A 24,800-nucleotide genomic window follows, 5' to 3' on the forward strand; every position below is an offset into this window, starting at 1 on the left:
ATTTTTTATAAGAATGCTGCTAAACCAACCAACATCCTTGTGATGTCAATTATACTCCACAAATTACGAAGGTATTTTTTTAAAAAGAGAGCTTGTGATAAACGGTATGACCAGAGATCTAATAGTCGTAGAAAATCCGTGTTCACAAATGACCCCACCCTAAACAAGCAAGGGTGGGGTCTTTGATGATCCGAATTTATCTTCCTTAATTCGATCAGAATTAATTAATAGTAGGAGGTTTAATTTTCACTATATTTATTTTGCAATAGAAGTCAATTCATTATAAAAAAGATCCTTTCGGCTAAGCTTCTATTTAAATAAATTCCTGCGTCATTTGTTAATTTCTTCTTCAATTTTGATTCTATGGCTGAACAAGTTTAACTCCATCAATCAATTAAATATTAAATCCATCAGCACATTCCTCCGCGGCGGATTATAGAGTACGAACCAATCTAGTTTTTTCTATTTTTCCTAGATGATACCCAAAAATGTTATATTGTATCCAAATCTAGTAGGAATAAAAAAAATTATTATCTAATACGGCAAGGGAATCAATTAATTTATTTAAAATTAACAATAGGATGAGAAATCATTAAAATTTTATATCAAAACATTTTAGATTTTGGTTATTTAACATCCGAGAAATATATTAATATAACTGGCAGTGTGCCCATTTATCTATCGGCAGGCGAATAGATAATGCAAAAAAGACGTAAAAGAATTGTTAGAGTTTCCCGTCAACCTCGCTCACGACTTACCCTCGTGATGTCAGCCCGTTAGATGGGCATTAATTTCCCAGATTGATCCTAGTGCATAATTTTTTATTAGTTTAAGGATCAAACATCCCGTGCTCGTTGCAATTGCAAGGTGGGTTGTGGTACGTTTCGTGGTGAAACTATTGGTAAAGCGAGACCTGGGCAATTCAGTAATGCTTATGAAGCACTGACTGGTACCACAACAATACGGCGGCTCCAAACGCTTAAACAGGAGTTCTTTAAATGCCGAATTCTACCCTTAAAGTAAAGGGTAAATTCTAGGCTTCACCACCGCACATCAGGCTAATAATCATACTCAGTTGCACGGGTTACTTATTCAAAGCATAGAATTGATTTGAATTTTTGGAAGAAGTAAAATAAAACTTTATTTAATTAACCAACTACTAGGTATCAATGCATTACCATTTCTCCAAGGTTCTTCTATAAGTGAATTTTGGAATTTGATATCATTTAAGTTTGCGTGGTCCAACACAACAATTTGAAAATCTGGATATAGTTCTTCACATACGTCAAACAATAAATCATACATACGCTTAACAGCGATACTGTCTTCATCGGCTATTTCAGTGACATCACCTTGAAGATTATTATAGATTTCAGGAGGAAAATAAACCTGAGTTGGTTGGTCAAGAACTAGAAAACCAGGGATTGGCCGCGATTTGTTGATAAAGAATTTATGGAGAGCTAGAAGTGCAATCAGATGACATCCAAGCCAGTTTTCTCCACTCCCCATTCTAAACATAGGGATAGGTCTCTCGTCGGTGTCTGCTACAATAGTTAGGTTCTTTAAATCTAATCTATAGGGAAAGCTAGAATGCTCTAATTGAAGATACTCGGCCCATTTAGTCATTTGAGTACCAATTATATTTAAAATTGAGTCTGTAAGTTCCTCAGTATTTTCTCGGTCTAACCTCGCGGTAATATCACTTATTATAGATTCTAATTCTTCTATTTCTTTTTTCTCCATTAGCATTTCATTTTCAGGTTTTATATTTTCTAGAAATAGGCTTATACGTCCAATTACTATCGCCTTTTTATTATTAGCGTCCTTAATATCCTTAATTGAATCCTCCAGTGAACTTAACATTTCTATTTCTAGATCCTTTTCTTGCAATTCTTCTTTAATATCAGATAACTTTTCACTTAATTTGTTTAAATGGCCCTCTAAATGTGCTTTTCCTGTATCAACAGTTGAAAGATTCTTGGATAGAGAAGAAAGCGAATTCATTATTTCCTTTACAGTAGGCTGGACATTAACTAGATTAGATGAACATAAGGGACAGACTTGTGCGTTCTCAGCCTCATTATATAACCCGATTGATTCAAGACGTGAAACTTGATTTCCAACTTCCTTTGTATAAGAATTCATCATTTTTTCATAAGATATTACTTGTTTTATTTTTTCAGAAATACTTTTTGATTCTTTTAACAATTTCTTTCGTTCTTCAAATAAGTCATTCAACTTATCATTTTCGGTATGTGTTACAGGAGTTGGTTCCCATAATAAGACACCTTTTAAAATATTTACCAATTCCTCATTAGTAGTAGGAGAAATGTCATTATCGATTAAATCAACCGCTTTTGCTTCTTTTAACAAACCACTAGCCTGGGTAATTCCTTTTCCGCTTAACATTTCAGCCTCATTAATTTTTTTTTGCAATGATTTTAGTTTTCTTTTATTTGCTCTTAACTCTTTTTTTAAATTTAAAGTATCATCTCTAACTGCACCTAAAAAGTACGGAATGGTATCTTTTATTGCTTGAGGCATAAACGCTTCATTTTGACGATGAAATAATACTTGTTCATTGGCCACTAGACTTTGATTTTGGAATAAGTAATATTTGGTGTGTTTAAAATTTGCTTCTAGAGAATCTCTTGTTTGGTTCTTAGGAGGCTCATTTATATTTGAGACAATACCAACAATTCTAGAGAGATACTCATTTATTGCATCATCATTACTATTTATTATCAAATCATCAATTTTAGGTGTTTCTACTTTTGATCCAACTTTTAAAAATGCGGTACTTTGACTTGCTGCATTTCCTTTTGGTGTAGGTTTTGCAATGAATATTTCTGAATTATTTATAGTAAGTTTAATGGCGAACCACGCTACAGAATCTCTTATAACGCCATCCGGAATATTAAAATCAGATCTACCTAAACAATAATCAATTATTGATATAATAGCAGATTTACCTGTTCCAGATTTACCAGTAATAATATTAACTTTACCTGATTTAAAAGATATTGTCCTAATATCCCCTTGATTACTATATAGAGTAATTTCTTTTATTTGCATTGTCATAATCGAATCCCCCATAATGCATAAATAGTTGCTACTTCTCCAGAGTTAGCAAACCATCTTCCAACGAATTTAGCTTTGTTTATACTTTCTAAGATTTCATCGGTATCTTTTAATTGTCTTTTTTTTAGTTTTGAAGTCCCTAATAATAATTTTCCAGTTTCATTTATTGATAATATGTTTCTTTGTAATAAAAAAATTAAAGATTCTTTTACGAATGGGATTAGTTCTCTAACTGTTGTTGCAAAACCTATTTTGTAATCAGCGTTATCCTGAATCCAATTATGTAAATGAGTTTTAGTAGATCTAGGAAGAGCATCTCTAAAAGATTTTAATATTATTATTGGTATTGCTACAAAAATAAGTTCATAAGACACCCCTTCAGGTCTTTTAGATTGATACGAAGATACAAATTCCTTCAACAGCCGTCCAACATATGCAGGATTATAATAATAAGCTACTTCAGGTGGTCTTGAATCCCAAGGAATCATATGCTTCTCTCCTTATAGTTTTCTAGCAATTCACTAATTCTTTCTTTAAATCTAGGATGCCAACCTAAACAAAGATTTGATTTATTTGCTAACATATGATAACTGCCTCTCATTACATAAGGTTCTGTACAGTTTTTTCTAATATATATTTGTGCGTCATTCATCCAATCAAAGAGTTCTAAACCTCTTTCAATTAGAACTTCCTCATCTACAGATTTCTTTGAACGATTAACTCTGATAAATTGCCTTTCCCACTCTTCTACTAATTTTTTCTCGTATCTTTGTAATTCTCCAACAAATAAAAGTTCATCTTTTGCCCATCTAGACCTCTGTATAAATGCTCTATAATAATCTCTCATTGATAAATGAATACTTTTATTATCTAATTCAAGTAAGTGGAGTTGTTCTACAAAAAGCATATTCTCATTTACAGTATTAAAGTCCCGGTCTGTTGGGGTTTCATCATAATAATCAATTGGTAAAGAATCTGGTCTAAATTGTTCCGCAAAATCATTAATTGCATCTTGTACCTCATATCCAGGAATAAAACCAATGGAATTTGCAACCAAATGCTCAATTATTTTATTAAACCACCAACCTTCAATTCTTTCATAAAGGGCACCTACGTACATACGTCTAGTTGAAAGTGTTAAACGTTTTTTAATTAAATCAGATATCTCAATAATATTTGGACTCTTGTCTATTATATAAATTGCCCTTAACAGATCTAATTGTTCCTCATCTGTTAGAGTAAGAAAAGCTTCATAGTTAACTTTATTTGTTTCACTTTTAGAGGTATCAATAAATTGCAATAAAATATCCCTAGCTTTATCAGGAGATCTATACTGATCTGCCTTCAGATAATAAGAAGCGGAGTTTTCAGGTGCTATACCAGTTGTTATTAATGATAAAATTACTCCTGGTAATTGGATTTGTTTATTCTTAACCGCTTCACTCCATACTCTTAATGTTTTCCATAAATCACTACAGCCATTTGTCAAAGCTGCTGTTTTCTTTATATGGTGTTTTAATTGAATTAATTCAGAAGGTGTTCCATTTTCTTCAAATGCTACATCATCTAATCGTTCAATTGAGACTTCTTTATCAAGATTTTCGTCTTTCAATATTAAATATAATGCAAATCTTACTTGATATATGTAACCGACTGCTGAGCTACCAGCTGAGAACTGACTAGACACATAACCGTCCTCCTTAATTTTAAAAGAGATTTATAATGAATCATTGTTGGAATTATACTCTGATGGTAATAAGGTAATGGAAAAATAATGTAAATATTATAATTATATCATAATAAATATCTGAAAATAGGAACTAGTTTTTATTTGAACAGTAAATTGGGGAAAGGCTAACCACAGGTGGTACCCTTTTAAGTTGTTTGATAATCAGAGAAATTTAATAAGTTATTGTCTTATATAATATTTTGCTAATTGAAAATAAAATATTTAAAAAACGAGCACAGGAACTTTTCTAAAAAGTTTCAAGCCTATTAAATAATTCTTTTTCACTACTATTGAATTTTTTAGGGTTTAAAAAATATAATACTTTAAATAACAATATTGAAGTTTTAACATTAATGGAGGAGAAAAAGGTGCATTTAAATAAAGAATTCAAACATTAAAAAAAAAGAGCAATAGAAGCAGGTATAAATGAACTACAAGCGGAATTTTCGACAGCAGAATAGCTTGACAACGTTTTCTAGTTATAGACTTTCTAAAGAAAGAGGAGAAAATATTAATATCTAGAAGAATAAAAATGGGAATAGCTGCTAAAAAAATTCAAAGGAGATCAGAAGGAAAGTAAGGTAAGAAATGTCATATAAGTGTAGACTTTAAAGGTAAACTTATTTAATTCTTCCGGTAGGGTGTTTTTTTGAAGAAGAATCTTCTGAAACCCGTGAATTTATAGCACCCGGAAGCAATAGAGAAGAAGTTTATGACCTATATAGAATATTCAAGGAATAGAACTTAATTTGTTGGAATGGTGTAAAGTTGAAGGAAAGCGAAAAGAAAAAATTATTTGAAATATTAAATATCTTATTTTAAAAAATAGGCTCTAACTTATTGTTGATTTTAGTTGAGGTGAAATAAAAATGAACGAAGAAGTACAAGAATACGACTATAGTGATGATGATACCTTGAAAAAAGCAATTGAACTGATAAAAAAAAGACGCACGGAAGAAGAGGTTAGGGAAAAGTTTAATTTGTCAGATGATGATATGGAGCTGATTGATTTCGTTAATAACGAGTTTTAATCGTTCGATAATTCTAATATATCAACAACAAACATTAACAGGGCCAAAAAATAAACAAGATTGGTTAACTTAAAAGCACCGAATTAGATGAGATAAAATGTAAAAAGATCAAGAGATAAAGTACCTTGATCTTTTTTGATTATTATTTTACATTAGCTAATTCTTAAAAGATATAAAGATTTTCAATCGTAGCTCTATGAAAGTTTTGATTTTTAACGAAATAGGCAGCAAGCTTCTTTTTAGTTGTTTCAATTATTTTTTTATCAAAAGATAATATGTCTATGTATTCAATTTCGCCATATCTTGCTCTATAAAAGGCAATTCGTTTAATATCCAAATGTTGATAATCATCTATAAAATAATTGTCATCCGCGTTGTTAACGTCAAAAGATATTTCGTTAAGTAAAAAATACCCTACAATTTGAGCAACCTCTTACCATTTATAACCAAAGCTTTTCGCAGTTTTAAACACTTTTGGCTAGGTGCTTTTTTCTGTAGAAGGGTTAAAAAAGAAGATGATTTCTGTTTTTATATTATTAACCTACTCGGCCGGACGGTTGCATATACTTTAGTCAATATAGTGTTAAATAGTATGAAAGAGACTCCTACATAAATATTTCCATAAGGATATCAATATTTGTAGCGTACCAGATTTTTTTTATATTAAACACAGGCAATATCAAATTATAAATGTATAAAGTTCTTCAGTTTTCAGAAAATAAAACTAAAGAGAATTGCTATATAACTTTTTAATGGTGGTTTTAAAATGAGTAAATTGATGGATGGTAATGAAGGTTTTGTGTACTTTTATCAATCTGGAATCCCGTATATACCAGAAGAACTTTATTTAATAAAAATCGGAAATACCCAAAGGGGAGAAACACCAGAACAAAGAGTCCGTGAAATAGATAATAGTCAACCTTTTAAGGGGAAACTTCTATATAGTTTTCAAAGTAAAGAGTGCTTAAAAACAGAAAAACTATTGCATAGTTACTTCGAGGACAAGAGAACCGAAAAGGGGGGTAAAAAAGAGTGGTTTATCTTGGATGAAAATGATGTTCAACAGATATTCAATTTCCACTTTCCAGAGGATATTTTAAAATCAATAAGAAAAGATTATTTTATTCCGTTTAAAAATGAAAACCAAAATGCAAGAAAATATGGGATAAATAATCCTAGTAGCAAACACTATAAGGAACAACGGAATAACGTAATTAATGAAAAAACATTAATAAAGAGTACGCAATTATCTGTAATAGATACAGAAAAAACCCCCTTTTTTCAGTTGCCTGAAATTTTTGTTCAAAATCCACATTCTTTGACACTTGTTGAAATGAAAATTTTGCATTTGTTACTTTTCAAGAATTATCACGCAACGGGCAGGGAAGTATTTTCGTTTTCTATTTTAGATTTTTGCCGCCTTACAGGTTCTTCTAGTGGGCGTATTTATGAAACAGTAAAAGAAAATATTAACCAATTATCGAAAAAATCTTTTTGTTTATCGAACGAAAAGAGAGTTATTAATTATATAGACTATTGTGTGTATAATAATGGTCGTTTCGATTTAAGATTATCCGAAGATTTATATACGAACCTAAAAAAAGGTAAATATCATAAAACATTTTTAGATATTAAAACTGTCTTGCAATTCCATAGTACGTATTCTTTACGGATTTATGGAATTATTCTTTATAATAGGGAAAAAAATATGGAGACATACTTCCCATTGGATGATTTTAAAGATTTATTAACTGGAGGTAAAGAGGGGATTTATAAAAGATATGTAAATCTTAAATCAAGTGTTATCTATCCGGCTATAAAAGAAATAAAGGAACTTGCTGGTATCGATCTTGAAGTCGTTCAATGCAAAGAAGGCAGAGCAGTTAAATCCCTTTTATTTAATATCAATTAAAATATTTATTATGTACATTGTCGTTTTTAACTAAATAGAATAACTCATTGTGAAATTATGTACTACGCTTTAGTTAAATAATGATCAGAAAATCATTCTAAACAAAACTCAATAATTCAATCGCTTTAATTAGTTCACGAATTGAAAAAAGTCCTTAAAACTTTATGACCGGGAAGACGTGTTTCAAAAATAGCCCCAACCAAAAAGGGAATGTATGTTACTTGGTAGAACCCCGAGTACAGTTTATTAAAAAGCCTTTTACAGCAAGGAAAGAGACCATTATAATGTTGATAAACCCACCAACATCTCTTGTGTTGTCAATTACATTCCACACATTACGAGGGTAATTTTTAAAAAAGAGAGCTTGTGAATAAATAGATATGATCAGAGATCTAATAACCGTAGAAAATCCGTTGGTGTTCACCAATGACCCCACCCTAATCTAAACAAACAAGGGTGGGTTTTTGTTGATCCAAATTTATCTTCCTTTTTTTAGTTCAATCAGATTTATAGTAGTTGGTTTAATAGTTAGTATATTTATTTTGCAAAAGAAGTAAATGCATTATAAAAAAAGATCCTCTCGGTGAAGCTTCTATTTAAATAAATTTATGCATCATTTTTTAATTTTTCTTCAATATTCCATAGCTGAACAGGTTTAACTCCATCAGCATTTCCATCGCGGCGGAAGTAAAAGATCCGGTAGTAATTATATACCGTAAGAACCATTCTTGGTTTTCCCATTTCCCGAGAAGATACCCAAAAATGTTATATGGTATCCAAATCTAGTAGGATTAAAAAATACTTTTTAAATTATCTAATGCGGCAAGGGAACAATTAATTTTTTTCTAAATTATCATTAGGATGAGAAATAATTAAAATTTATAGAGAAAATCAAAAGCCTTTTTGGTCTTGTTTATTTAACATCCAAGAAATAACTTAATATAACTGGCAGTGTGCTCATTCATCTATCGGTAGGCGATTGGATAATGCAAAAAAGACGAAAAAAAATTGTTAGAGTTTCCCGTCAACCTCGCTCACGACTTACCATCGTGATGTCATCCCGTTAGAAGGGAATTAAGTCCCCAGATTGATCCTAGATACATCTATTTTTTTAGTTATTAGGATCCAAACATCCCGTGCTCGTTGCAAATTGCAAGGTGGGTTTGTGGTACGTTTCGTGGTGAAACGGTTGGTAAAGCGAGACCTGGGCGACTCAGAAGTGCATTTGATGCTCTTTCTGGTACTACAAAATAACGGCGGCTCCAAACGCAAAACAGGAGTTTTCTATTAATGCCGAATTCTACCCTTAAAGTGAAGGGTGAATTCTGGGCTTCACCACCACATATCAGGGTAGTTAAAAAGCAAATAAGAACCATCACCTATTTCCTAAAATACATACCTACACTTAAAAGATAACTGGGCTTTGTTTAAATAAAGTAAAGCTTTTTCCTTAATCAAGTAAACGAAGGATGCTTTCATTAATTTTCGTTCGGTTTCAACCTTCTACTTTTAAAATCAATAGCCCGCCAGTCTTCGGAAACCTTATTACTAAAAGTAATAGTAACTAAATCATATGGAAGATTATGAGCTCCCTCAAATGTTGTTACCTCCAGGTGATATTAAATAAGTAGCTGCCCTCTCTTAACCTTTTGATTTTGAGAATCCTTTGGTTATAAAACTGCTTAGGTTCGTCGTAATGTTTCTCTATTTCTTTATAAATAAAGGGAATTAATAAAATGATGATCACGTCATAACGCAACTGTACATCATTTTTAGTTACGCTATCAGCTTTTGCGGGTGAATAAGATATAAGAGTGACGATGGCAAACAATATTAAAAGGCTTTTTTTATAAAAATCCGACATTCTGGGTTTCTCTTATAATAAACAATTAAAGGAATTCTTATTAAGCTAACCGCGGGATTTTAACACTTTAATGGGTAAAATTAAAGAGCGTAAATATGCAAGTTTTTATGGTCTTCTTGCGTATTTAGTTTTTTTATATTCGTAAAAGATATTGTCATTAACACCATTTTTAATTGCCAAATACAATTTAGCATTTTTTAATCAATTTAAAGTAAAGCATTCGTATCCTTTTTTATGTTTTTTCATAAAAAGTTTTTTCCTATTTATATTTTTCTAGAGAAAAAAATATATTAGTAAAATCATAAATAAATATTTTGGAATAATAAAAGTTTATATGGAAATGATATTAACGGTGGTGGTAAAAAGGAGCTATAACGATGAATATTAAAGAAAGGAAAGTTATCGATGGGCTACGTTCATTATTTTGGTAATGATGTTGAGGTATTTCCAGAAGAATTCATTATTGATGTAACAAGTGTGATTATGGAACACATAAATATTTTGGATCGTATTCAAATCACAAAAACACTTATCCAGTTCAACGGAAAACCTGGTTCCAGTTGCGAAACATTTCATTTTCGTGCTAATCATTCCGATTGGTGCAAAACGGGACGGTTCTGGGTTGAGGACTATGACTTGCCAGTTTGTTCTGTTTTATTGCTTGCCATTTATCATTTAAATGCTGAAGTTACTTCGGATGGACTAGCAACTCTTTTTGTAAACCTAGAAAAACAATCGGTATCTAAATACTGGGAAGCTGCAATCCAATATGTAAAACAAAAATTTGATTATATATTTGAGAGGGAATTATATTTCGACGAATATAAACAAGAACGAATTAGATTAAATCCCTTATCCGAGGTGAATGACAATGACAGAGAAGGATAGTGAATTTGAAGGATACTTCCAGAAAAGAATAGCGGAAACGGAGAACTTATATCTAAGGAGTGGGCAACAATGAGATGGACAGATACTGAAGACGAAGTGTTGACAAGAGTGTACGGTACGATGACAGTTCGTGAAATACAAGCCACTTATTTAAAAAACAGATCGATTAATTCAATATATTATCGTGCAAAAAAACTAGAATTGATGAAACAAACACATCAAGTTTGGAGTGACAGTGAGATACTCGCTTTAAAATGGTTGAGAAAAAGCAATTGTCCATATAACATAATAGCCATTATTCTTGGAAGATCTATTGGTTCAGTTAATTCTAAAGCCGATGAACTTGGATACATACTTAATTCAACAAAACTATTTGATGATAGTGAATTAATTCAACTAAATGATTATAGTGATTTAATGAACAGAGAAAAGGAACTTGTGAATACAAATCATTTAACAATAGGTAAAATTAGCGAATTGTTTGTGGAAATAGAATTACTTAAACGGGGTTATAATGTTTACAAACCTTATAAGTTGAATCATAAAGTAGATTATTTGGTGGTAAAAGACTGGTCTACAGTAAAAATTCAAGTGAAAACTGGAATGTATTTCAAAAAAGAAAAAGTATATCGCGTAAACCTAGACTCGAAGGATAGTAACGGAAAACGCATTCCTTATGAATCGTCGGATGTGGACTTCTTCTTAATCAAATGTAGCGGTATAAATGAATTTTATGTAATCCCCTATTTAGAAGGAAACGGTAAATCTCTATTTTTATTTCCACATAGGAATAAGCGATATCGGGAAAAAGAAGTCGATTTTGAGATATACAGAAATGCATTCGAACTTATAGAGGAAAAAATAAAGATGAATCAACCTTATCAAGAACAGAGGGAGAAGTGAATAGTGGAAAATAATTCAACTTATGAAGTACAAAATGCAGGAAGACTAGACCGTTTAACAATTGGCAAAAATACAGAAGAATATGTAAAGATTAAACTAGCTGAACAGGGTTTTGATCTATTCATATGTACAGTTGATCGAGGAACAGATTTAGTTATATTGCAAAACGACATTCCTCTTAAAATTCAAATTAAAACTGCGACACTCTCTCAAAAGGAAGACTCCGGAGATTATTTGTTTTATATTCAAATAAGAAAGTATAACAACAACGAAGTAGATTTTTTTGTAATTAAGTTGAATGGTTATGATATTTTCTATATTATCCCATTTGAGGTTAGCATAAAATCAAGGTATCTATCCTTTAGTCCATTCGGAGAAAAAAAGGCCAATAACAGTATAAATTATGAATCATATAGGAATGCTTTCCACCTATTACGCACGCCTTTAGGAGAACCAGCCAATCATTGAAACATCAATGATTCTCCCTCGCAAACAAGGAAATTAGTTATGACATAGTTTTGCTCTTTAATCCAAACAAGTGTGATACTTTCAGTTGTATAATTGAAAGTGGTGATCTAAGAAAGAATGATGAACCCCCCAACATCCATTAGTGTTCACCAATGCCCCCACCCTAATCTAAAAAAGCAAGGGTGGTTTTTTGATTATCTAAATTTTTCTTCCCTTTTTTACTAAGTTCAATCAAATTTAAATTATAGTTGGTGGTTTAATTGTCACAACATTTATTTTGCAAAAGAAGTAAATGCATTATAAAAAAAGATCCTCTCGGTGAAGCTTCTATTTAAATAAATTTATGCGTCATTTTTTAATTTTTTCTTCAATATTAACCATACTATTATTCCATAGCTGAACAAGTTTAACTCCATCAATCTATTCAATATTAAATCCATCGTCATATTCCTTCGCGGCGGAAGTAAAAGATCCGGTAGTAATTATATACCGTAAGAACCATTCTTGTTTTTCCCATTTCCTGAGAAGATACCCAAAAATGTTATATGGTATCCAAATCTAGTAGGATCAAAAAATATTTATTAAATTATCTAATGCGGCAAGGGATCAATTAATTTTTTCGAAATTAACATTAGGATGAGAAACAACTAAATTTTATAGAGAAAATCAAACCCCTTTTTAGCTTTTGTTATTGAACATCCAAACCATAATTTAATATAACTGGCAGTGTGCTCATTCATCTAACGGTAGGCGATTGAATAATGAAAAAAAGACGTAAAAAAATTGTTAGAGTTTCCCGTCAACCTCGCTCACGACTTACCATCGTGATGTCATCCGTTAGAAGGGAATTAAGTCCCCAGATTGATCCAAGATACGTCTATTTTTAGTTATTAGGATCCAAACATCCCGTGCTCGTTGCAAATTGCAAGGTGGGTTTTGTAGTACGTTTCGTGGTGAAACGGTTGGTAAAGCGAGACCTGGGCGACTTAGAAGTGCATTGATGCACTGCTGGTACTACAAAATAACGGCGGCTCCAAACGCAAAACAGGAGTTTTCTATTAATGCCGAATTCTACCCTTAAAGTGAAGGGTGAATTCTGGGCTTCACCACCACATATCAGGTTAGTTAAAAAGTTAGTAAATATAGAACCATCAACAATTTTGTAAAGTATACATACCAACACTTAAAAGATAACGGGGGCAAGTAGTTAAACTAGTTTAGGCTGTTGCGGCAGCCTTTTCCTTATTCGAATAACTGGCAGTTTAGGTTGAAGAAGAAAAATTTAATTGTTTCAACAATGCATCATTTTTGTTTTTGTCAAAAGTCTAAATGTTATTTAAAAGAACTATTAAATTGATAGGGTAAATATGATAAGTTAAAAAGAGGAAATATTGTCTCACTATAAAATTCGAAGTAGGAGAAAACCTTAATGAACAATAATGAAACACCATTACTCCCATTTATAACCCCAACGAAAAGTTATAAGATTTGGCAATTGAATGAGATATCAGAACACAATAATATAGGAGTATATGTTTTTTGGGATAAGTACGTTATTGATAACGACAAAGATATTAAAAGGTATGATTATGATTTTAATGACTCACCCCTATACATTGGAAGAGCAGATAATTTAGGTAAGAGAGTTCTTAATCATATCAAGGGGAACACGCATACAGAACCGTATAGTTGTTACTTTCATACTGTTGATCTGTATGAATTAGAAGATGCAAAGACGATGAAAAACGATCATCCAAACTATGCTGCATTTACGGAAATTGAAAAATTACAAAAAATAATGAAAAGCAACAATGGATTAAATGAAAAAGCCATAACGGACTTCTATGAGCTATATTTTATTTTGTTAAGACTTCCTTTCTTTAATGAGCGTAGCAGTTATTTTACGGCAGAGGTATTTAAAACATATACTTATCGGGCTAGATACCTTAACCAGCATAGAAGGGTTTGGGCAAAAACTGAAGTGGTGAACCCAGGTGGCCCTACTGTAGAAGAGTTTTTACAGAGTAATGGAATAAACATTGACCTATGGTACCCCTTAGATGAATTTATTAATAAAGTTATTTCAAAATGGTATCTGAAAGACCAGAATAAAAAGAAATATCTTTCCCTAATAATTAATGATCAAATAGCAAATGGTGACTTTCCGACTGAGGTAATAACAGGGGATTTGTCCAAAGGGACATTAAAAGTGGCAAGAGAATATGTTATTTTTTATGATCATTTATTGAACAAAGAGCAATTTAAGCAAAAATATGAGGAAAATATTGGAAAGTGGTAAGATGTTTGAAATTTCTCTGAAAAGACAAGAAATTAAAATTTAATAGACGAATATCTTTGAAAGGACTGGAATGGAAATATGAGTTCATTACGAAACTGGGTTGAGTGCCCTGGTCCTAGAGTACCTGAATTATTAGCAGACAAAATAAGGTTTGTAGCTAATTTTCCAATTACAGATGATGAAGCAATGCAGTTCAGCATTGTATTAGAGAAAATTGTTGAAGAATTAGAAGTAGATAATTTATCACCTGTAGATTTTTCAAGAGTAACAGTTATTTTTACAGAAAACGGTGGTTTTGAGTTTGAGGATGAAGGAGACAATGTTGCTCTAGGATTACACTTCAGTTTAGCTGTTTATGCGATTGGAAGAATAAGAGAAAAAGTAGCAATACAAGGGGAAATAGTTGCTTTTATTACTTTTATCGAGGAACTGGTCCATCATTTTTGGAGGTTAGAAGACGAAGTTGAAACTAAGATAAAAGTTACTAATATAGTTAATAGAATATTCGAACGAAACTTTTATATTACAGATCTATTTTCAAGAGAATGGTTAAATGATGAACTTAGAAGACAAGGAAATCAACCACGCTTTTAATATTTTTGCTGTAATTGGCTTTATTGAGTTTTTATTACCTGTATAGATACACTGGCTTTCATTACAGAGCTAGTTTTAACAAGCTTAATCCATTACTAATTGAGTTTGTGAAGCAAGTTACTTAAAGTAACGGGTGCCTTAGTTTAAGAAAAGTGTTTTCTGAGAGAAAAAAGGTCTTAAGAATGTTGATAAACCCACCAACATCCATTGTGTTGCCAATTACAGTCCACACACGTTGAGTGCGTAGCACAACTCTCATTTTAAAATAAACAAAACGAGCTTGTTTCTTAGCTGAAACGGCTCTTTTTTTCGGATATAGATTAACAGATGAAATATCTGTTAATTCAATTAATCCTTAGACATAGTTTCGGGTCATGCCATGCACCAAATTAAAAAAGAGATAAAACAAAAAAGGAAAGTTTCCAGAGATTCTATCATCTCAAAGAACTTTCCTTTTATATGTTCATAGGGGAAACCTGCCCTTATAATTCCTAAGATTTCTCGGTGTCACAGTAACATTTCCCTCGAATTTCAGAAAGCTTACTAAAGTAGTCACACCATAAAGAATGTAAAAATGGAAAGGGCTATGGAAGTAACAAATATGATCGTAATCGGAAGTAGTGCTTTTTTCCGGAGATCAAGCAAGCTGACATTTAATCCGAGTCCCACCATGGCTGAAGTCATGAGAAAAGTTGTGGCGGTTGAAACCCCGTCCATTATTTCCTGAGAAGGAATGATGGATTTTCCTAACACATAACTTCCAAATAAACTCATCAAAATGAACCCAACCAAAAACCAGGGATAATCAATCTTGGCATCCATGGCTTGGTCCTCATGTTTTCTTTTCATTCGATATATTAGAATCAGTGATAGGGGGACAAGGAGTAATACGCGTCCCAATTTTGCCACAAGTGCCATGGCCAATCCATCCGGTCCTGCAGGAGCACCGGCTAACGCCACATGGGCGATTTCATGAAGACTCAACCCGCTCCACACCCCATATTCAACCGGTGATAAAGGCAGAATCGGGCGTAAAATCGTATACGTGACGGAAAAAAGGGTCCCCATTAAAGCGATGATTCCTACTGACATGGCAGTATCCTCTTCTTTTGATTTCATAATCGAGGAAACAACAGCAATGGCTGCTGCACCACATACTCCCGTGCCCACTCCAAGCAGGAAAGTGATGGATGGGTTTGCTTTTAGTCGCTTTCCTAGCCAAATCATAGCTGAAAGGGCAAAGGCAATAACCAGTGCATCCCGGACAAGCAAACCTAAACCTTGGTTTAAAATGACCTCGATATTTAATTTTAAGCCATATAAAATGATGGCAAACCGTAATAATTGTTTGGAGGAAAATTGAATTCCTGAACGTATTCGTTCGGGATATCCGAATAATTGTCTGTAAAGGATGGCCAACAAAATGGCACATGCCATGGCTCCGACCCGATTGAATCCCGGTATTGTAGCCAAGCCATATCCGAGCACAGACAATATAAATGTGAATCCTACGCCGCCAAGCCACAAACTGACTGTTGAGGCAGCGGGAAGTTCTCTGTGCTGATGAATCTCGATCTTTTCCAAAGTAGTCACCTCTAATGCCTTATTGATTGTAGATTACTAGAAATTTTACTATTAGAAAAATAAATATATATAATGGTAATGATAAGTAAAACGATATACATGAAGTTGTTGACTTTTTTGATAAGGATAAAGCTTGTGTTAAAGAATTTGTAAAACCTTTGAGGGGAAGTATAAAAAAATGGATCAATATTTAGAGGTATTTATAAAAGTGGTAGAGAAGCAGAACTTTTCGAAGGCTGGGAAGAACTTCATATGACCCAGCCCGCAGTCAGTCAATATATAAAAGCCTTGGAGGAATCCCTTGGAACCCGATTGCTGGAAAGGAGCAACAGGTATGTATATTTGAACCAGGCAGGCGAGATCGTATATCGTCATGCAAAGGAGATAGTAGCACTCTATGAAAAAATGCAGACGTCATTGGATGATCTCACCAATCATGCTAGAGGTCCTATTTCAATTGGGGCAAGCTATACGTTTGGTGAATACATTTTACCTCGGATCATTGCGAAACTTCGAAAAAATTATCCTCTGATTATGCCGAGCGTTAAAATTCAAAATACGCAACAAATCATTGAGCTTGTAGCGGCTCACCAAATCGATATAGGGATCATTGAAGGCGACTTTCATAATGAAAAGCTATATACTGAAGCCATTTCCTATGATGAAATGTTTGTTGTGGCTTCCACAGATCATCCTTTAGTTGTTGATACAACCAAGATAAGATCTATCACGGATTTAAGGGATGAAATGTGGGTTTTAAGGGAAAAAGGTTCGGGAACTAGGCAGGCGGCGGAAAAGCTTTTTGAAATGTATAGCATGGCCCCAAAAAATATCATGGACTTTGGAAGTAATCAATTAATAAAGGAATCGGTTGAGGAAGGATTGGGTATATCATTGTTATCAAAATGGGCGATTGAAAATGAACTAAAGGATGGCTACATCGCTACGATCCCGGTATTAGAGCTTCCAGTCAAACGGACATTTTCCATTGTCACAGACACGATATACCAAACAAAAACATTAAAAACATTTATTGAAACACTTATAGAAACAGTGAAGGAATTAGACGGAAAAGAAACCTTAAAAAACAAAGGTTCATTCGAACTTCCCGGATGAAGGAGATGGAAGGGCATGATTGTATCTCTAATACTTATAAATCCTTTTCATAGAGGATAAAGTTCAGGAGGTGTTAAATATTAATTAACCAAACCATAATGTCTCTAGCCTTCATAAATGAGATAAACTTGTTTATTCCTTACTGTTTTATTATTATTACTATTATAATACTTTTTAAAGAATTCAAATGGTTTTATAAAATAAAAATCCTTAACCAAGATAAACATCTAAATGGATAACCCATAGATTGAATGCTAGATTCGGAGGGATGTATAGGAATGAATGATGTAAAAATGAATGATGTAAAATTAAGACCTTTAGAAAGAATTGACCTAGGATTTGTTCATAAATTAAATATTAACGCAAACATTATGTCGTATTGGTTTGAAGAGCCCTATGAGGCTTATGTTGAATTGCAGGATTTGTATGATAAACATATTCACGATCAGGGTGAAAGAAGATTTATTGTAGAAAAAGGCACCGAAATGGTGGGACTGGTTGAATTAGTTGAGATTGATTACATACATCGTCGGGTTGAATTCCAAATTATAATTGATCCGAAACATCAAGGAAATGGTTATGCGAAGTCTGCAACCTATCTCGCAATGGACTACGCGTTTTCTGTATTAAATATGTATAAGTTATATTTAATCGTTGATAAAGCGAATGAAAAAGCGATTCATATTTATAAAAAACTTGGATTTCAATTTGAAGGAGAATTGATCGATGAGTTTTTTGTTGACGGTGAATATCATAATGCAATAAGAATGTGTATGTTTCAACACCAATATTTTAGTAGGGACTCTTGAGATTGTCCAGTATTCACCAATGCTTATAAGATGGTTTGAGGATGTTATAAGAAGAACACATCCTTATCAATTTTGTTATACTTCTAAACATTCATGGAGGACTATATTGGGAGTGTTATAATGGTCCGCGATCACTACTCAAGCTACGGAAGTGTTGGAAAAACTTATTTTAAAATAAAATAAGAGAGGACAAGGAAAGTGGAAGAGAATAAAATAAAATCAAAAATGATAGAAATTGTAGATAATCAAATAAAAATAAATAACCCGACATGTACGAAGGAAACCTTGGAACGCTTGGTTAATACAGGCTTTTCGGAAGAAGAGTCAAAAGAATTAATCGGTAGAGTACTATTAGAAGAGATGCACCATATCTTAAAAAGGCAAGTACCGTTTAATGAGGAGCGTTATTCTAAGAAATTGTCTATGCTTCCGTAGTTCCTTCCTAGATTTTGAACCTTTTGGAGTTGTCTCGTTCGGGAGATAGCTCTAGAAATGCTTAAAAAGGGATTATCAATTGAAATCATTGCAGAAGTGACAAAGCTTGAGGAGAGAAGTTCTAGATTTAAAGAGGACTATAAAAAAGAAGTTGAAAGCGAAGTTTTTGCTGAGAAAACCAAAGGTCAGCGTATAATGGCAAATAAGGCGAGTGTCATTATACGCTGATCCTGTTTTTCTACCTAGATTTAATGCATGAGTTACTTTTTTTCAGGTAAAGCGAACAAAGAATTCACCGTATTGATTGAAGTCTTTGAATGCTAAGCAAATCTGGTGAAAAATGTACAAATTCTAGGTCTGTGTTCAATTCCGATTGAAACTTATTCGATATTACTCAAGTAAAAAAGTTTAAAAATGCTGTAATGATGATGGCGTTAAAGAAATCTGAAAATGTCCCACCGATTGGGATCGCGATATACGCAGCTCGAGAAGGACCGTATTTTCTTGTGATCGTCTGCATATTTGCCATCGCGTTAGACGTCGATCCCATTGCATAGCCAATGAAACCTGTAGTCTGAACGGCTGCATCATAATTTTTACCTAATACATTAAATAAAATAAAATAACTAAACACAAACATAAATAAAACTTGAGCAATGAGAATCACAACGATTGGAATCGCTAAATCGGCTAACACCCAAAGTTCTAGTCCCATCATGGCCATGGCAAGGAATAAGGAAAGAGATACTTCTCCAATCGTGTTTAATTCATAATCTGGATATTGGCGGCTAGTTGCTTCGACAATGTTTCGTATCACAGCCCCCATCACTAAGGCTCCCATGTAGCCAGGGAATGTAATCCCAGTAGATGCTAAAAGTTCGGACACGATGACGCCTGTCCCTAAAGCAAGCGCTAGTAACATCCCCGCATTAATGAAACGTGTACTATTCGTTTCGAACTTCTCTTCTTCTATCGTACTAGCCCCCTCTTCTTTCGTAGCGGCGACTTCATCCATGGCAATTTGATTCTTTTGTTCGAGCTGGCTTATCCGTTTACGCATTGTTGGTCCACCTAACAAGCTACCGGCCACGAGTCCAAAGGTTGCGGCAGCTAGACTGACGGCAGTCGCGCTCTCAACACCATAAATGGGGCTTTCCATCGTCGCACCAAATGCTGCGGCTGTACCTGGTCCTCCCATTAGTGCGATTGAGCCAACCCCGACACCGAGTCTCGGATCAATGCCAAATAGAGAAGCAATACTTGTCCCAATTAGATTTTGAATAGTCAGTACAACAACTGAGACAAACAAAATGAGTGTAATTAGTTTTCCGCCCCGTTTAATTAGGGGGATACTAGCAGAGAAACCAACCGTCGTGAAAAAAACAGTCATCAATATTGATTGTAATGTTTTGTCTAGTGAAATAGTCATCGTCCCACTTGCTGTAAGGATTGTGTTAATTATTGCAAATATGAGTCCACCCACCAATGGTGCAGGAATATAATATTTCCTTAACAAGGCACTTTTCTTAATTAAAAAATTACCTAACCAAAAAACAACAGCAGCTAAGCCCACAGTGTGATACATATCTAGTTGTAATTCAAACATAAATTTCCTCCAATACATTTGTGTTGTTATTTTTAAGTTGATCAACCATTATTCTTTAATAAATCTGAAAAAAATTAGCATTCTTAAAATCTAGTAAGTTAAGGTTACTCGTTACAAGAATCGACAAGATTCAACAAGCAATACTTTTAATTATGAACTAATAATGGTGTTTTTGGCAAGTATCCTAATAGAATTGCAAATATTACAACCTTTTTTGTAGAGGTACGTGAAATCTCCGGCGGAAGTCTATGTTTTTTAAATTCGACGGGCAAATTTGATAGGGTAAGAGAGTTATCACAGCGGCGTTTTTTTATCATGCATAAAACAAGGTATAGAAATTTCTATACCTTGTTTTATGTGAGTGAGGTTGTGCTTCTGTTTAAAATGTTATTTCCTTCGTGCAAAGTCGACAAAACGAAATTTATCTGGGCGGTGGCGTGATTCTGTATATTGGAACTGAGTGGCATCGTCTAGGAAGACATAGTTTTTGACAACTACGACACTGTGGAAGCCGTCCAAGTCTAGATAGCGTTGATCTTCTTCAGTGGGTACTTCTATGGTAATTTCCTTTTTCGCAAATGAAATCGTAAGACCCACTACCTCCTCGATATATTGATAAATCGAATCTTGACAAATTTCTTTCGTCAATGATGGCGCATATTTTTCAATAATAAAATCTTTATCGAGGATAATTCTTGCTCCGTCAATCTCCCGAACCCGGTACACATGCCATATGCTTTCTTCATCGTCCATCTTTAACTTATTCATTACATCAGAAGAAGCCATTTCTTTTTCAAACTCAACTACATGTGTCTTTGCACGGTTGCCCATTTTGGGGGCTAACTCTTTAAAGCTTACTAATCCGGAAATAGGAAAATCAAACCTTGATACATCAAGGACAATGGATCCTTTTCCTTGTACTTTATGAATATATCCATCTTCAGATAGCATGTTCAATGCTTTTCGAATCGTTTCCCTTGATGCTGAATACAGATCGACTAATTCATTTTCCGATGGCAATAGATCTCCTTCTTGAAAATGCTGATTTCTAATTTTTTCTGCAAGATCCTCTTTTATTTTTACAAATTTATTTTTTCTCATAATGATCACCGCTTCCATTATACCTATAATCTTGAATTAGAGGTAACAACTTTAAGGTATGGATTATAGAGATAAGGAAAGAGGAACACCTCTATGTCCCTCTCACTTTGATCAACCTATTTTAAGATGCTTTTTTAAATGATTTTAACGAAATGTTGCCTGTATTTGTTTTGGCAAAAACAATGGTTAACACAAACGGAACGATGATGGCTACTAACATCGCAATGGCAAATGTAAGCATAAATTGTGGTTGGATGGAAAGAATTCCAGGTAATCCACCTACCCCAATGGAGTTCGCCATGACGCCGCTTCCTACCGAAATAACTGCTGCAATTAAAGAACCTGTCATTGCTGCTAAAAATGGATAGCGATATTTTAGGTTAATTCCAAACATCGCTGGTTCTGTTACTCCTAAGTAACAGGAAATCGCCGCTGGAATGGAAACTTGTTTTTCTGCTTCATTCTTGCGATTAATATAAATCATTGCCAGAACAGCTGAACCTTGGGCAATATTAGATAGAGCAATCATTGGCCAAAGTGGTGTTCCCTGAAGCTCACTCATAAGCTGTAAATCAATTGCATTAGTCATAAGCTGTAAATCAATTGCATTAGTCATATGGTGTAAACCTGTAATGACAAGAGGTGCGTAGACAAAACCAAATACTGCCGCAAATAACCAGCCAATTCCTGAAGTTAAGCCTGAATAAACAACATCAGATACCCAAGAACCAATTGCCCACCCTACAGGACCTAACACGATGTGTGCAAGTAAAACAGTTGGTACTAATGATAAAAATGGAACGACAATCATCGAAATTGAATTTGGAACGACTTTACGTAATTTAAGTTCTAGCCAAGAGAAAACCAGACCTGCTAAGATCGCTGGAATGACTTGTGCCTGGTAACCAATCATGTCAATTTGGGCAAAGCCAAAATCCCAATAAGGAATTTCTGTCGCTGTAGCCACCCCATAAGCGTTTAATAACTGCGGAGATACAAGTGTAATCCCAAGGACAATCCCTAAGATTTGCGAAGCCCCCATTTTTCTTGCTACTGCCCAGGTAATTCCAACAGGCAAGAAGTGAAAGATTGCTTCACCAATCAACCATAGGAAGGAATGAACACCGGTCCAAAACTGGGAGGTTTCAATAATCGTTTTCGTCCCATCTTCTAATAATTTGATATCCCCAATCACATTTCTAAATCCGAGAATTAATCCCCCAACCACAAGTGCCGGAATTAATGGGGTAAAAATATCGGCTAAATGAGAGATGGCCTTTTGAAGCCAATTCATATTTTGTTTAGCTGCTACTTTTGCTTCATCTTTTGAGGTGTCACTTACACCAGCAAGTTGAATAAATTCATTGTAAAAGGATGATACTTCGTTACCGATAATAACCTGAAACTGTCCAGCTTGTGTAAAAGTCCCTTTTACTAAGTCGATCTTTTCTATTTGATCTACATTTGCTTTTTTTGAATCATTTAGTACAAATCTCATTCTTGTAGAACAGTGGGTCACAACGGAAATGTTATCGCTTCCACCAATGTGTTCTAAAAGTTCATTCGCGGGTTTTTGATATTTACTCATTTTTTCTCCTCCTAACCCTTATAAATAAGCTAACGCTTAGTCATTTAACATTTATAATTTTTTTGTAACAACTTGTATATACAACCTTTGGTTACGCTTTCATATTAACTTGTATATACAAATTAGTCAAGAGAAATTATTTAGCGCTTTCATAAAAAACAAAAACGTATCTTGAGATGGATCTAAATTGAGCTAATGAATTCATTGATGATTTTCGAAGTTTTTGCACGTATGGGTGCATAGATCTAAAAAGGATAAGTGTACTTTTTTGTTGAGGATATTCAATTAAAGGTGAAGGAAAGTTGGGATATCATGGTAAACTAAAAAAAGGGGGAGATCGTTTGAATATAAAGAAGTGGGTTATTAGTAGTTCGCTAATAGTAGTCATTCTCGGTGCCATCTATTATTTAAGTAAGAATGATGTAAAAGAAGTACCTTTATTTCAACAAACTGACTTTAATACCGTAAACATCAAGGACAGTTGGACATTATTTAGAAATGAATTAAACATCTCTAAAGAAAATTCAAAAATAGAAAATTTCCAATTAATTCTTGATGAAAAAAACAATATATACTCTATTAAATTTGATTTAGTGGATAAAGACAATGAGGAATTTACCATTTATCATTATAGTAACTGTTATGCTTGTGAATTAAAGGAAGAGAATAAAATAAACATTAGCAAAAATAAAGTAAATGAATGGCTGCAATATGATAAGTTAGTGTATGCAGATAGCTTTTTTACAGCACTCGATGCGTTAAATCAAAAAGATTTTTTTGAGCATAAAGGATTCGAATACAGTTTAATCGTTTCATCTGGTTGGAATGAATTTAGAGAATTAGAAGGCGATTATTATGTTTTGGAGAATACAAATATACAAAAGATCAGTAATGAAGGGTCTAAAACATTGTCATCAGGCTTTAACTTACAAGTAATCGGAAGTGACCGTCCTTCGAATTTTAGTACAGACATAGGTACAACTAAATTTGTTTACATTGATAACGATTCAGAGTAGTACACTTGAAACGATCTTTAGCATTTTTAATAAGGATGCAAATTTGTGAAGGAATATACTTGAAGTGAGAGGTCTAAATAATTTGAAGAAAAATTTTATTGTTATTATAATTTTATTTACTTTCTTTATAATCCTTGTAAGTTTTTTTCAAGATGATGAATATGAAACCTTAGAGGATGTAGAAAAATTGTTTATGAAAAATGATATTTCGTATACTTCTAAGTTAGTTGAAGATAGTTATATTTTGGATATTGCGAAAGAACAAAAGCTTTACAAGGTAGAAAATGACCATATTTATGTTTATATAGTAGATAAATCTGATATGGAAAATGCCGTTTATAGAGTTAGTAATGAACGATTAGATGATCATTATGTAGTGGCAACAACAGATACTTTTATATTTGCTTACACTGAGAGAAATCTAAGAAATTTCTACCAAAGCTTATATGCCGTTATTGATGAAATAATAGACTCTGAAAAATCATAAGTCTATTATACTATATTTAATGAATTTTTAACGTAAGATTGTAAAAACATGTACTTAACTGTAATGGAGTTATAAGAATGTAAAAATATATAGGAAAATGTATTGTAATGAAAAAATTAAAAAAGATAGTGTACTTGCCGGACTATTTTATGATCTGGGTTAATTAGACTACTACGAATACCAAGCGGATCATGCCCGCCTTGATAAAACCTGCATTGAGATTGAAGCTCTACCTAAAAAGGTGGAGTTTTTTTGTGGCACAGTTTAAACATGTTGCCAGGCACTTCTT

At 33.3% G+C, this 24,800-nt stretch carries 21 protein-coding genes and 1 pseudogene; 14 read left to right on the forward strand and 8 right to left on the reverse strand.

What is annotated here, in order from left to right; genetic code table 11:
- Nucleotides 1-1,140 precede the first annotated feature (1,140 nt).
- From Q5760_RS02510 to Q5760_RS02520, 3 genes are read right to left on the reverse strand one after another with little or no spacing between them, the layout of a single operon-like run.
- The gene (locus Q5760_RS02510) at nucleotides 1,141-3,081 is read right to left on the reverse strand and encodes a DUF3732 domain-containing protein (RefSeq protein WP_428910709.1); all 1,941 of its coding nucleotides are present in this window, start codon (nucleotides 3,079-3,081) and stop codon (nucleotides 1,141-1,143) included.
- A complete protein-coding gene (locus Q5760_RS02515) occupies nucleotides 3,078-3,569 on the reverse strand; it encodes a three component ABC system middle component (RefSeq protein ID WP_428910710.1) in 492 nt (163 codons plus the stop codon). The genes Q5760_RS02510 and Q5760_RS02515 overlap by 4 nt, the downstream gene beginning before the upstream one ends.
- A complete protein-coding gene (locus Q5760_RS02520; protein WP_428910711.1) occupies nucleotides 3,566-4,768 on the reverse strand; it encodes an ABC-three component system protein in 1,203 nt (400 codons plus the stop codon). The genes Q5760_RS02515 and Q5760_RS02520 overlap by 4 nt, the downstream gene beginning before the upstream one ends.
- Nucleotides 4,769-5,679: 911 nt before the next feature.
- Between Q5760_RS02520 and Q5760_RS02525 the strand changes: the two genes are divergently transcribed.
- Both Q5760_RS02525 and Q5760_RS02530 read left to right on the forward strand, forming a co-directional pair.
- Nucleotides 5,680-5,841, forward strand: coding sequence for a hypothetical protein (locus Q5760_RS02525; protein ID WP_428910712.1), 162 nt, complete (start codon nucleotides 5,680-5,682; stop codon nucleotides 5,839-5,841).
- Between the two features lie 766 nt (nucleotides 5,842-6,607).
- Nucleotides 6,608-7,753 (forward strand): RepB family plasmid replication initiator protein, encoded by a 1,146-nt coding sequence (locus Q5760_RS02530; protein ID WP_428910713.1) that lies wholly within the window; start codon nucleotides 6,608-6,610, stop codon nucleotides 7,751-7,753.
- A 1,603-nt stretch (nucleotides 7,754-9,356) separates the two neighbouring features.
- Here Q5760_RS02530 and Q5760_RS02535 read toward each other — a convergent pair.
- On the reverse strand, nucleotides 9,357-9,617 hold the full coding sequence (locus Q5760_RS02535) for a DUF3888 domain-containing protein (protein WP_428910714.1): 261 nt from the start codon (nucleotides 9,615-9,617) through the stop codon (nucleotides 9,357-9,359).
- A 405-nt stretch (nucleotides 9,618-10,022) separates the two neighbouring features.
- On the opposite strand from Q5760_RS02535, the gene Q5760_RS02540 reads away from it, so the two are divergent.
- From Q5760_RS02540 to Q5760_RS02560, 5 genes are all read left to right on the forward strand, one after another.
- Nucleotides 10,023-10,505, forward strand: a complete 483-nt coding sequence (locus Q5760_RS02540; protein ID WP_428910715.1) for a hypothetical protein — start codon at nucleotides 10,023-10,025, stop codon at nucleotides 10,503-10,505.
- A gap of 69 nt (nucleotides 10,506-10,574) precedes the next feature.
- Nucleotides 10,575-11,408 carry a group I intron-associated PD-(D/E)XK endonuclease gene (locus tag Q5760_RS02545; RefSeq protein ID WP_428910716.1) on the forward strand — a complete coding sequence of 278 codons (834 nt, stop codon included), beginning with the start codon at nucleotides 10,575-10,577 and terminating at the stop codon, nucleotides 11,406-11,408.
- A gap of 3 nt (nucleotides 11,409-11,411) precedes the next feature.
- On the forward strand, nucleotides 11,412-11,876 hold the full coding sequence (locus Q5760_RS02550) for a group I intron-associated PD-(D/E)XK endonuclease (protein WP_428910717.1): 465 nt from the start codon (nucleotides 11,412-11,414) through the stop codon (nucleotides 11,874-11,876).
- 1,429 nt (nucleotides 11,877-13,305) lie between these two features.
- Nucleotides 13,306-14,175: a hypothetical protein gene (locus Q5760_RS02555; protein ID WP_428910718.1), complete on the forward strand. Its 870-nt coding sequence runs from the start codon at nucleotides 13,306-13,308 to the stop codon at nucleotides 14,173-14,175.
- 78 nt (nucleotides 14,176-14,253) lie between these two features.
- The gene (locus Q5760_RS02560; RefSeq protein WP_428910719.1) at nucleotides 14,254-14,769 is read left to right on the forward strand and encodes a hypothetical protein; all 516 of its coding nucleotides are present in this window, start codon (nucleotides 14,254-14,256) and stop codon (nucleotides 14,767-14,769) included.
- Between the two features lie 552 nt (nucleotides 14,770-15,321).
- Here the strand turns inward: Q5760_RS02560 and Q5760_RS02565 are convergent.
- Entirely contained in the window at nucleotides 15,322-16,353 is a 1,032-nt protein-coding gene (locus Q5760_RS02565; protein ID WP_428910720.1) for a YeiH family protein, read from the reverse strand.
- Between the two features lie 252 nt (nucleotides 16,354-16,605).
- On the opposite strand from Q5760_RS02565, the pseudogene Q5760_RS02570 reads away from it, so the two are divergent.
- From Q5760_RS02570 to Q5760_RS02590, 5 genes and pseudogenes are all read left to right on the forward strand, one after another.
- Nucleotides 16,606-16,656 (forward strand): annotated as a pseudogene (locus Q5760_RS02570) (hypothetical protein); the annotation flags it as partial.
- 39 nt (nucleotides 16,657-16,695) lie between these two features.
- A complete protein-coding gene (locus Q5760_RS02575; RefSeq protein ID WP_428912473.1) occupies nucleotides 16,696-17,469 on the forward strand; it encodes a LysR substrate-binding domain-containing protein in 774 nt (257 codons plus the stop codon).
- A 293-nt stretch (nucleotides 17,470-17,762) separates the two neighbouring features.
- Nucleotides 17,763-18,278, forward strand: coding sequence for a spermidine N1-acetyltransferase (speG, locus tag Q5760_RS02580; protein WP_428912474.1), 516 nt, complete (start codon nucleotides 17,763-17,765; stop codon nucleotides 18,276-18,278).
- Between the two features lie 225 nt (nucleotides 18,279-18,503).
- Complete coding sequence (locus Q5760_RS02585) at nucleotides 18,504-18,713, forward strand: hypothetical protein (RefSeq protein ID WP_428910721.1); 210 nt, start codon at nucleotides 18,504-18,506, stop codon at nucleotides 18,711-18,713.
- Between the two features lie 57 nt (nucleotides 18,714-18,770).
- Complete coding sequence (locus Q5760_RS02590; protein WP_428910722.1) at nucleotides 18,771-18,941, forward strand: hypothetical protein; 171 nt, start codon at nucleotides 18,771-18,773, stop codon at nucleotides 18,939-18,941.
- 166 nt (nucleotides 18,942-19,107) lie between these two features.
- Here the strand turns inward: Q5760_RS02590 and gltS are convergent, their stop codons facing one another.
- The 3 genes from gltS to treB form a co-directional block, all read right to left on the reverse strand.
- Nucleotides 19,108-20,319, reverse strand: coding sequence for a sodium/glutamate symporter (gene gltS, locus Q5760_RS02595; protein WP_428910723.1), 1,212 nt, complete (start codon nucleotides 20,317-20,319; stop codon nucleotides 19,108-19,110).
- Between the two features lie 387 nt (nucleotides 20,320-20,706).
- Nucleotides 20,707-21,420 carry a trehalose operon repressor gene (treR, locus tag Q5760_RS02600; protein ID WP_428910724.1) on the reverse strand — a complete coding sequence of 238 codons (714 nt, stop codon included), beginning with the start codon at nucleotides 21,418-21,420 and terminating at the stop codon, nucleotides 20,707-20,709.
- A gap of 121 nt (nucleotides 21,421-21,541) precedes the next feature.
- Nucleotides 21,542-23,008 (reverse strand): PTS trehalose transporter subunit IIBC, encoded by a 1,467-nt coding sequence (gene treB / locus Q5760_RS02605; RefSeq protein ID WP_428910725.1) that lies wholly within the window; start codon nucleotides 23,006-23,008, stop codon nucleotides 21,542-21,544.
- A gap of 302 nt (nucleotides 23,009-23,310) precedes the next feature.
- On the opposite strand from treB, the gene Q5760_RS02610 reads away from it, so the two are divergent.
- Both Q5760_RS02610 and Q5760_RS02615 read left to right on the forward strand, forming a co-directional pair.
- Nucleotides 23,311-24,024, forward strand: a complete 714-nt coding sequence (locus Q5760_RS02610; RefSeq protein ID WP_428910726.1) for a hypothetical protein — start codon at nucleotides 23,311-23,313, stop codon at nucleotides 24,022-24,024.
- Nucleotides 24,025-24,106: 82 nt separating this feature from the next.
- Entirely contained in the window at nucleotides 24,107-24,511 is a 405-nt protein-coding gene (locus Q5760_RS02615; protein ID WP_428910727.1) for a hypothetical protein, read from the forward strand.
- The last annotated feature ends 289 nt before the right edge of the window (nucleotides 24,512-24,800 follow it).

The sequence above is a fragment of the Niallia sp. Kr1 genome (assembly GCF_050389805.1).
GTDB lineage: Bacteria > Bacillota > Bacilli > Bacillales > Cytobacillaceae > Bacillus_BD.

Coding starts and splice junctions, on each gene's coding strand:
- Q5760_RS02510 (WP_428910709.1), bottom strand. CDS start 3,081: ATGACAATGCAAATAAAAGAAATTACTCTATATAGTAATCAAGGGGAT.
- Q5760_RS02515 (WP_428910710.1), bottom strand. CDS start 3,569: ATGATTCCTTGGGATTCAAGACCACCTGAAGTAGCTTATTATTATAAT.
- Q5760_RS02525 (WP_428910712.1), top strand. CDS start 5,680: ATGAACGAAGAAGTACAAGAATACGACTATAGTGATGATGATACCTTG.
- Q5760_RS02530 (WP_428910713.1), top strand. CDS start 6,608: ATGAGTAAATTGATGGATGGTAATGAAGGTTTTGTGTACTTTTATCAA.
- Q5760_RS02535 (WP_428910714.1), bottom strand. CDS start 9,617: ATGTCGGATTTTTATAAAAAAAGCCTTTTAATATTGTTTGCCATCGTC.
- Q5760_RS02540 (WP_428910715.1), top strand. CDS start 10,023: ATGGGCTACGTTCATTATTTTGGTAATGATGTTGAGGTATTTCCAGAA.
- Q5760_RS02545 (WP_428910716.1), top strand. CDS start 10,575: ATGAGATGGACAGATACTGAAGACGAAGTGTTGACAAGAGTGTACGGT.
- Q5760_RS02555 (WP_428910718.1), top strand. CDS start 13,306: ATGAACAATAATGAAACACCATTACTCCCATTTATAACCCCAACGAAA.
- Q5760_RS02560 (WP_428910719.1), top strand. CDS start 14,254: ATGAGTTCATTACGAAACTGGGTTGAGTGCCCTGGTCCTAGAGTACCT.
- speG (WP_428912474.1), top strand. CDS start 17,763: ATGAATGATGTAAAATTAAGACCTTTAGAAAGAATTGACCTAGGATTT.
- Q5760_RS02585 (WP_428910721.1), top strand. CDS start 18,504: ATGATAGAAATTGTAGATAATCAAATAAAAATAAATAACCCGACATGT.
- Q5760_RS02590 (WP_428910722.1), top strand. CDS start 18,771: ATGCTTAAAAAGGGATTATCAATTGAAATCATTGCAGAAGTGACAAAG.
- gltS (WP_428910723.1), bottom strand. CDS start 20,319: ATGTTTGAATTACAACTAGATATGTATCACACTGTGGGCTTAGCTGCT.
- treR (WP_428910724.1), bottom strand. CDS start 21,420: ATGAGAAAAAATAAATTTGTAAAAATAAAAGAGGATCTTGCAGAAAAA.
- treB (WP_428910725.1), bottom strand. CDS start 23,008: ATGAGTAAATATCAAAAACCCGCGAATGAACTTTTAGAACACATTGGT.